The organism is Rhodococcus sp. P4_B6 (assembly GCF_056402215.1).
In genome coordinates this window covers 1-8,169 of sequence record NZ_JBFUHV010000276.1, presented here as the reverse complement: position 1 = coordinate 8,169, position 8,169 = coordinate 1, and the positions used below count along the sequence as shown (strand labels likewise).

Sequence of the window (8,169 nt, the reverse complement as noted above, 5' to 3'; positions counted from 1 at the left end):
TACGGTGACGGCAGATCGATCCCTGCCTTGATGGCATCGCGCACAATCTCAGTACAGATCGCCCGCCAACGGCCCTGCCCCCACCAGTGCCGGGTGTACTCGGTCGAGCCTCCGATCGTCAGAAACCGCATCGTGGCTCCGCCGCCCAGGATCTGCGCGTCAATCTCCCGCCACGCATCCAGTCGCGAGCCGACGGTCTCTTGGACCTGGGCCCATCCGTCGCCGAACAAATCGGCGATCACTCGACCGTCCGGCAGCGTCCAGGTGGAGTCGGTCAGCACGACCCGTATGCCGTCCCAGTCGATCCCGTCGATTGGGTCGATGTGGGGACGGATTGCCGCGGTGACCGCGATGTTGACCCGGGCCATCAGAACGTCGTCGGCCAGGTGCCACGCTTCGACGGCGGTGTCGTTGCGCCAACACCACGCGGCGATCCCCAACACAACAGCGTCCGGTACACAGTCAGGGAGAACGTCGCTGGCCAGCATCCCTACGACCGCGGTCATAAAGGTCACCAACTCGTCCGACGTCGTCACATCGGCGATTACCTGTTCGGCCGTGACGTCGCGTTCCACGGCCGCTACCGCGAAGATCCACTCGGCGTACTTGCCCATCATGAAGTCCGGAAGCGACACCACAGCGCTGTCCGAAAGCGCTATTCGGGTGGCATCGAGCAATCCCCACTCACCGGCACGCTGGGTCACCGCACGCTGTTGCTGGTCGATGTCTCCCGCGAGGTCGATGACCTCGTCGTCATCGAGCATGCTGAACAGTTCCGACGATTCTTCGTCTCCGAAACCGTCGAACGATTGCAACAGCAATGCGCCCTGTTGGGGCTGGTACTCCACATCGATTGCCATACATGTTCGACGCATCCGCGTTGCCAGGATCGGCCCGATATCCGGGACGAACTCACCCCACGGCTCGTCCTCGTCCGTCGACCACCCCGCCCACCGCAGGGCATCCAACAGTTCGTGCAGACGCTCCCAATGCTCCGACCATTGCAACTGCGTGGGTTCCTCCGTTGACCGGCTCGCCGCGCTGAGCCGGTTCAGCAACCATTCCGCCGCCTCGGGGTCGTCGACGGTAATGATCAATGGATCCGGACGCACCTGCGCCGGTTCGTAGCCCACCATCCGTGTCAGGCTCGTCACGCCGATGTCCCGTCCGGCAAACACTCCCTCGAGTCGTTCCCCCACCTTCCTCAGCGCCGTATTACGGTCAGCGGTTCTCCGGGCGGAGGCAACCCGGTCAGCTTCAGCTTGCCGGCCCGCCTCGTCCAGACGCCGCACCTGCTCCGCGGTGCCCCACATCCGGCGCCGACCCTCAGAGTGACTTGCCACTTCCCCGCCGGCTTCGAGCCTTTCCAGTACAGACATCACCCGCGGAACCTGGCAGCCCAACTCCGCGGCGATCTGCGCCGGAGCGACCAGATCCGCCGCCTTCGCGTGCCGCTGCAGACACCACAGCACCTGGCCCTCGTCAGACCACAAAGGATCCGCGTCGATCTCCGCGGCTTCCGCCGCCGTCACATGCGCCCGGCACGCCGGCGCGAAACGCTCCAACGGCCTCGAATACCGCACCGGGGCCTGACAGGAGCCACCCGCATTTGTCGCACGTCCACACAAGGGCCGATTCTTCACACCCGCCGATGCTACTTTCTGCGACCCCCTATCCTGCCCCGACGTCGGTGAACGGCAACGTTGCCTGCGCTCGTCTGGGCTCGTCTGGGCTCGTCTGGGCTCAACCGGACGCCCCTCGGTTCGGCGCCAGCAACCGTGATCCTGGTTCCCCCGCCCTATCGACCACAACGTAGAGAGATGAGTTTCTGGACCCAACAATGTGGTGAGCGGATGGGTCATCTGGATACCCTCGGGATTCAGCCGGTCCGCCTTTTGGCCGATCGGGTTCTCGCACCGGCGCCCGATGCCGTAGCTGGGGGGACGGACATGTCGTCCCTACACTCCCTGCGTTGCCGTTCGCGTGAATGACACTCGCCGAGGATGACTCTCGGGTACTCGCGATCATCCGAGCTCTGGTCTCATTCAAGGTCCGCGACTCTGACACCCTGCTGCGCTGCTGTCTCCCAGGCGCTGCGCTCATGGCTCCACACCGCCGACTGCCGGGCAGTGGGGAGCGAGCCGAGTATGCGGTCGTAGCATCGGCCCGCCGCAGCCAGCGCGCTCTCGAGGTCGTGGAGGTCCGTGGTCAGTGGAGAGTTGCGGGCGGCCTTGGCCCACTGCGTCGCCCAGGCCGGGCCCGGGCTCACCAGCGTGGCCGGCAGTGCGGGCAGGCCGCGGACGCGCCGTTCCCGTTCGACCGCGTCGACGGTGGAGGTCAGATCGATGGGCAGGAACATGCTGATCAGCAGCAGATCCACCAGATCACGGAACCGTCCCGACGCCGCCCCCGCCGCACCGTGCACCTCGTAGAGTGCGCAGATCTTGTCCGCGATCTGATCGGCCAGCGGATACAGCGGGACGCTGGTCTCGGGTGGGAAGTCGTCGGTGTCGACCAGCCGCGGGATCGGGCGGCGTTCGATTTCTCCGACGAGGGTGCGGCGGCTGCCGACGACATCGAGGGAGAAGCTGTCGTACGTCTTGCCGCCGAGGGAGGCGGTGACGGTGACCGTGACCCCCTTGTCGTGGCTGAGCTCGGTGGACGGGCCGACCTCGAAGCGGAAGTGGTCGAGGTGGTGGTCGCGGACCGTGCGGCGCAGCTCGTCGACCGAGTCCGGAAGGTCGGTGGCGGCGAGGAGGTCGATGTCCTTGCTGTAGCGGGCCTGCGGCAGGCGCACCATCATTCCGATGCCGCCCTTGAGGATCCACCCGTCCGGGTCGGTATCGAAGACGCGGGTGAGGAAGCGGGCGATGACGAAGCGGCGGCGCACCAGGGCGATGTTCTGGCCGTGGTCGTGGGCGTACCGGTTGAGGCGGTCGGTGATACTGGCCCGCACCGCCTGCGGGGACCGCGGCGCCGGGCTCACCGGTCGGCCGTCTTCGCCGACCGAGCCGTCCGGGCCGTCCGGGCCGTCCGGCCGGATCCGGTCGTGCTGGTGCCGTCCGCCGGCTGGGCGGCGGGTCCGGCCGCCCCGGGGTCGGCGTCGGTGGTTTCACTGCCGCTCGCAGTTGCGGTGGACTGCCCGAGAGCGGCGGCGAGCGACCGCAGCAGCGCGTCCCGCGCCTGCGGTGACTCGGTCACCGCCTTCATCAGGGCGGCGACGCTCAGCTGCCCGGCATCCGGTGCGGCCCCAGTAGCGGCAGTGTCGGTGGTGGTGGTGTTCTTGCGGGCGAGGTCCGCGAGGGCCAGGGTGGTGGCCGGCACCCCCGCCTGCGCGATCAGCACCTCGAGGAAGCCCTGCCCGTCCAGCGCCCGGTGCCCGTAATCGAAGGCATATGGGGTCAGCACCGCCACCACCTCCTCCACCGTGACCAGCCCTCGGGTGAGGGCGTCGCGGACCACCGACGCCAGATGCCCGGCATCGGTCCCGGCGGCGGCCAGATCAGCGATGGTGCGGACCGGGGTGGTCACCGGCAGCCCGTCGACGAGCTGCCAATCCTCCCGCGACAGCACACCCCGATGCACTCTCACGGCGGGCAGCGACAGCCGGATCCGCCGGGTCGCGGTCAGCTCCACCACATCGGCATCCAGATCCCCCAGCCCAAGCAGGCCGGCGGCGGTGCGATGCGAGAGCACCCCGGTCGGGAGCGGCTGATCCAGCCGCTCCCACACCACCACATCCGGGTCCAGCGCCAGCCACGCCACCCGCTCATCAAGATGAACATCCTCCGGCATCCGCGCCAGACGGTACAGCCCATGATGCAGCCGCTCGAGCACCCCCGAATCGACCATCCGCTTGAGCTGCTGCACCGACACCGACGTCACCGCCCGCGCCTGCCGGCTGGTCACCACACCCCCCTGCTCAGCAGCCAGCGCCACCACCTGAGCAGCACGACTATCCGATCTCATGCCACAATAATACACAGTTCCCCCCATAACCATGGCATGGTATGTAACTATCATGCCAAGGTAGTTGCGTCGGCGACGATGTCGACCCACGCCGGATGGCGCGGCAGAGCGGGCGCAGTACCGACTGCAGGGCGCCTGTCCGACGGGCCGACAGACAGGCATTCACACACCCGCCGTCAGCGCTGGTGGGAACCGAGGGGTCCACCAGACACGGCGAATGTTAATCCTCAACCCCCACCCGCCCACACCGACAGAGCCAATTCCCCTGACAACAAACGACAATGAGACAACCCGGCGGCCACCGAACCGAACCGACGGAGCACGATCCCCGCCCGCCTGGGATCGAGCGGAAGCCGCCCGGTTGCATCGCGCCACCGAACCCCTCCTGCCCTGGCGAGTCCGAACAACCTGAGTATGAGGACGCAACAGCCATGGCCACCGACTACGACGCCCCCAGAGTCACCGAATCCGACGAGCCGGACACCTCCCTTGAACAGCTGACCGTCAGCCGGAAAGACACCCAGTCCCCCGTCGTCGACGTTGAAGACTCCGACACCGCAGAGTCCTTCGAACTGCCCGGCGCCGACCTGTCCGGTGAAGAATTCACCGTCCGCGTCATCCCCAAGCAGGCCGACGAGTTCACCTGCACCAGTTGCTTCCTGGTCCATCACCGCAGCCGCCTCGCCGACGCTACACAGTTGATCTGCCGGGACTGCGCCTGAGAACGTCGGAGCATCCGACGACCCGGACACCTCCAGACTGAGCGGCATCCGCCACTGCAACTGCATCGCACACACTTGCCCCGCCGGAGCGGCAGCCGGCCATCGCCCTTCCACGGGCCTTTCGGCGACGCGGTGGGGCGGGCGGGGCTCGAACCCGCGACCAATGGATTATGAGTCCACGGCTCTAACCGACTGAGCTACCGCCCCATCACCGCACCATCCCCACCATCGTGGGGCGTGGTGATGCTACCGGCCACTTGCTGGCCGTGGCCGGCCCGTACCGAGGACAATCTTCATGCGCGGCCGAAGAGCTGCCGCACGCCACCGTCCTCGTCGACCGCATACAGCGCCATCCCCAACAGATCCAGAATCCGCTGAGGTGCCCGCACCGCAGCTTCCACCGAACCAGGCTCGTCCCGCACGACCAACGCAAACGACACCGACTGATCCGCCTCGCTCGGCATCCGCCTCACCAGCTGCCCGATCGCGGTATCGACATCCAACCCCGGCGCGGTCGTCGCACCCTTGACCTCGGCGTAGAGCCGCCGTCCATCTTTCTCGGCAACGATGTCGACGAACTCCGTATCCGTTCGCACCGTCCAGCCCTGAGATGACAACCACCCCGCGAAGTCCCGGGCCACGCGCGCCTCATCACCTCTCATACGGGACACGGTAAGCCTGCAACATCAGTTCCGAACAGCACCACAGCGCAAGACACGTCCGGTGCGGCTATGCCACGACTGAGGCATACCCCGACAGATCGTGCGGTGAAATCGACGTACCACCTTCAGGACCTCATCCGCGTCAGTCATGTAATCAACTGACTGCTAGCGCAATTCGTGGGCACGATGCATGACGCCGCCCAGAAGCGGCCACGACGCGGCTACCGCCGATCACTCTCCCCGGTGTCGGCCGGGTGTCCGCACAGCCGAATCCCGGTCCGGGGCGGAGTGGTAGGAGCCCGGATCGATGGTCAGGTCTTCGGTGTCGGCGAAGACCAGCCGCCCGTCGTCGAGCGCGACCGCCCACCGATGCACCGGCGCCCACTCGTGCCCACCACCACCAAGGTCGGTCACCGCCGCATAATCCTCGACCACCTCACCGGTGAGATCGGCCCCGGCACTCCTGCGGACCAGCACCCGGACACCGACCGTCAACTCCGGGCCACCGACCGGCCGATTGCTGCTGTTTCGGGCCATGCTGATGCACCTCTCCGCTCGGCGAAACTCCCGAGATCGAGCATAAGCACCACCCGGCCCGGTCCGCGACCCGACCTGCACGAACACCACCCACGATCGGGAACGCCGCCGAAGCAGTCGGCTGCCATCGTGCAGTCGGTGGCCACCCAGATGCACTCAGCACACAACCGACGTGCTGCGTTCGCGCGACAGCAACCGACGCAACCCCGGCAGCCGGTTACGCGAACGCGGTGACATCGGCGGATACCAGCTCGGTGGCCGCTACATGTACCCCCTCTTTTCATTCGAGCGGCGACTGCCGGCAGCGGCGGACGGTCGGTCACCCACACCACTGCACGGCGCGCACCAATTCCGATCCGAACGCGATCGTTCGAGACTGTTGAGCTCATCTAGAACCTGATCGACAACTGTGGTCGGGATCCGGAAATCTGTGCTCTCCCAAGCCCGGAGGTGGTCCCGCACGTAGGCAAGCATGGCGAGTTAAGCGCTCGAAGTCTGCTGCAGTTCGGTCGCTCACTGCCTCACCCCGCCCCGAGCGGCTGGCAATCCGAACTGTGCCCGCTCGGCGACGTCGAGACGACGGCTTCCGGCGTGGCATGCGCGACTGTTACTGACGAAGAGGGGTACCACCCGATTGGGCGCGTCGCCCACTCGTCGCCCAGTGGTCGACCTCGGACATCTCGGCCATCCCGGGTGCGTAGGCGGCGATGTCGTCGGGGCGCGCTAGGCCGGCTCCGCCGGATGCGTAAGAACCACCATCGATGGCCAGGTTGAGCCCCGTAACCCAGGAGGCCTCGTCTGAGGCCAGATAGACAGCCGCGCTTGCAATATCTTCGGGCTCCCCCAGGCGCGGAATCAGGTTCGGTGTCAGCGTAACGCGGCGTTGTTCGGTGCCTTCCGTGCCGTAGAACAGGAGGCCGTTCGGGGTTGCCACACAGCCTGGTGAGATCGTGTTCACCCGGATGTTTGCTCTGGCCACTTCGTTCGTCAGGCAGCTTGCCAATCGGATGACACCAGCTTTGGCCACTGAGTAGGCCTGGATGATGGGGAGGTTGCCCGGGTATCCCGTTCCTATATCGGAACCGGCCACCGAGCCCATGAAGATGATGCTGCCGCCGCCGCGTGCGCGTAGGTGAGGAATGGCGTGTTTGGAGACCAGGAAGGGAACGGTCAGTGTGTGGTCGAGGGTGAATTTCCAGTCCGCGAGGCTGGAGTCTTCGACTGTTCCCAATCGTAACTGCATCGCGCTGTTGTGTAGGACGTCGATGCCGCCAAATTTCCCGGCGGCGAACTCGAGTAGCTGGTGCGCTTCCTCCTCGTTCGAGAGGTCGATCGGGTGCAGCGATTCCATCCGTCCGCCGGCCGCACGCACGATTGCGAGTGTTTCCTCGGCGGCTTCGGCGTTGATGTCRCATCCGACGATCGACGCTCCTTCGGCTGCGAACCGCAACGCGACCTGCCGCGCCATTCCGCGGCCGGTACCGGTGATTACTGCGACTTTGCCCTCCAGACGACCGGTCATAGTGATCTCCTTGTCGAGTCAGTTTGTTCGGACACTCGTGGATGAATAGAACCCGTCCGCGTGCCGCCTCTCGCCCGTGAACTAGAGGGCGCTGTGTTCGCTCGGACGCGGACGGCGACGAACGTACATCTCCATTTGAAGCGTCATGACAGGCTGCGAGTCTCGTGACGATAGGGTTCCGATGGTTGTCACCCGATCCCAGTGCGGGTGGGTATTACCGATTGCGGTGATGCTGAAAGTACCCCGCAAGTAGGTGTCGGCACGGACCGGTGCGCGGAACTGCACCTCACGCAGTGCTCGGCCTGCGACTATGTGCCAGTTTCCGAATACTCGGTTGACAGCGAGGCGTTGGAATACCGCGAGCGTGTGGACGCCGCTCGCGATTATCGTGCCGAAGTGGCTTGCTTCGGCGAGTGCGACGTCGGTGTGTATGTGCAGAGGATCCCAGTGGTCGGCGAACGACATGATCTCCTCCGCTGTGACGAGGTACTCCCCGAGGTCGAACTCGTCTCCTACGGCGAGGTCCTCGGCATATCGCAGTTCGCCGTCATCAGGTGCGGCATGGTTCATTCCGACTTCCTTCCCTGCTACGGCTGGGCGCTCTGCGCAGTGATTGCGGGTGACTTCGACGCCCCTGCCAGTCTTCCCGTGCGGTTACACGAAGTCGGTGTGCCGCGCGGGATGTTGGCCGGTCGCGGTCTTTGGTCGCGTTGCTCTGAGTAGCCCGTACGAGCACATCCCAGCGATTGCCAAGGGC

Annotated in this window: 8 protein-coding genes and 1 tRNA gene; 1 reads left to right on the top strand and 8 read right to left on the bottom strand. The window is 65.9% G+C overall.

Annotation, left to right across the window (positions count from 1 at the left end):
• The 3 genes from AC1DWT_RS48115 to AC1DWT_RS48105 all read right to left on the bottom strand — a co-directional run.
• Positions 1-1,862, bottom strand: a 1,862-nt coding sequence (locus AC1DWT_RS48115; protein ID WP_477925967.1) for a hypothetical protein, incomplete at its 3' end; no start/stop codon positions are given.
• A 179-nt stretch (positions 1,863-2,041) separates the two neighbouring features.
• A complete protein-coding gene (locus AC1DWT_RS48110) occupies positions 2,042-2,986 on the bottom strand; it encodes a nucleotidyl transferase AbiEii/AbiGii toxin family protein (RefSeq protein WP_095870083.1) in 945 nt (314 codons plus the stop codon).
• Positions 2,983-3,969, bottom strand: a complete 987-nt coding sequence (locus AC1DWT_RS48105; protein WP_095870082.1) for a type IV toxin-antitoxin system AbiEi family antitoxin domain-containing protein — start codon at positions 3,967-3,969, stop codon at positions 2,983-2,985. Before AC1DWT_RS48105 ends, AC1DWT_RS48110 begins: the two co-directional genes overlap by 4 nt.
• A gap of 431 nt (positions 3,970-4,400) precedes the next feature.
• On the opposite strand from AC1DWT_RS48105, the gene AC1DWT_RS48100 reads away from it, so the two are divergent.
• Complete coding sequence (locus AC1DWT_RS48100; RefSeq protein WP_095870081.1) at positions 4,401-4,691, top strand: DUF4193 domain-containing protein; 291 nt, start codon at positions 4,401-4,403, stop codon at positions 4,689-4,691.
• A 133-nt stretch (positions 4,692-4,824) separates the two neighbouring features.
• Here AC1DWT_RS48100 and AC1DWT_RS48095 read toward each other — a convergent pair.
• From AC1DWT_RS48095 to AC1DWT_RS48075, 5 genes are all read right to left on the bottom strand, one after another.
• Positions 4,825-4,898 (bottom strand) — tRNA-Ile (locus AC1DWT_RS48095).
• Between the two features lie 86 nt (positions 4,899-4,984).
• Complete coding sequence (locus AC1DWT_RS48090; RefSeq protein ID WP_095870101.1) at positions 4,985-5,332, bottom strand: hypothetical protein; 348 nt, start codon at positions 5,330-5,332, stop codon at positions 4,985-4,987.
• 252 nt (positions 5,333-5,584) lie between these two features.
• Positions 5,585-5,890: a hypothetical protein gene (locus tag AC1DWT_RS48085; RefSeq protein ID WP_095870080.1), complete on the bottom strand. Its 306-nt coding sequence runs from the start codon at positions 5,888-5,890 to the stop codon at positions 5,585-5,587.
• Between the two features lie 607 nt (positions 5,891-6,497).
• A complete protein-coding gene (locus AC1DWT_RS48080) occupies positions 6,498-7,412 on the bottom strand; it encodes an SDR family NAD(P)-dependent oxidoreductase (protein WP_095870078.1) in 915 nt (304 codons plus the stop codon).
• A gap of 81 nt (positions 7,413-7,493) precedes the next feature.
• Positions 7,494-7,982 carry a MaoC/PaaZ C-terminal domain-containing protein gene (locus AC1DWT_RS48075; RefSeq protein WP_095870077.1) on the bottom strand — a complete coding sequence of 163 codons (489 nt, stop codon included), beginning with the start codon at positions 7,980-7,982 and terminating at the stop codon, positions 7,494-7,496.
• Between the last annotated feature and the right edge of the window lie 187 nt (positions 7,983-8,169).

Coding starts and splice junctions, on each gene's coding strand:
- AC1DWT_RS48105 (WP_095870082.1), bottom strand. CDS start 3,969: ATGAGATCGGATAGTCGTGCTGCTCAGGTGGTGGCGCTGGCTGCTGAG.
- AC1DWT_RS48100 (WP_095870081.1), top strand. CDS start 4,401: ATGGCCACCGACTACGACGCCCCCAGAGTCACCGAATCCGACGAGCCG.
- AC1DWT_RS48085 (WP_095870080.1), bottom strand. CDS start 5,890: ATGGCCCGAAACAGCAGCAATCGGCCGGTCGGTGGCCCGGAGTTGACG.
- AC1DWT_RS48075 (WP_095870077.1), bottom strand. CDS start 7,982: ATGAACCATGCCGCACCTGATGACGGCGAACTGCGATATGCCGAGGAC.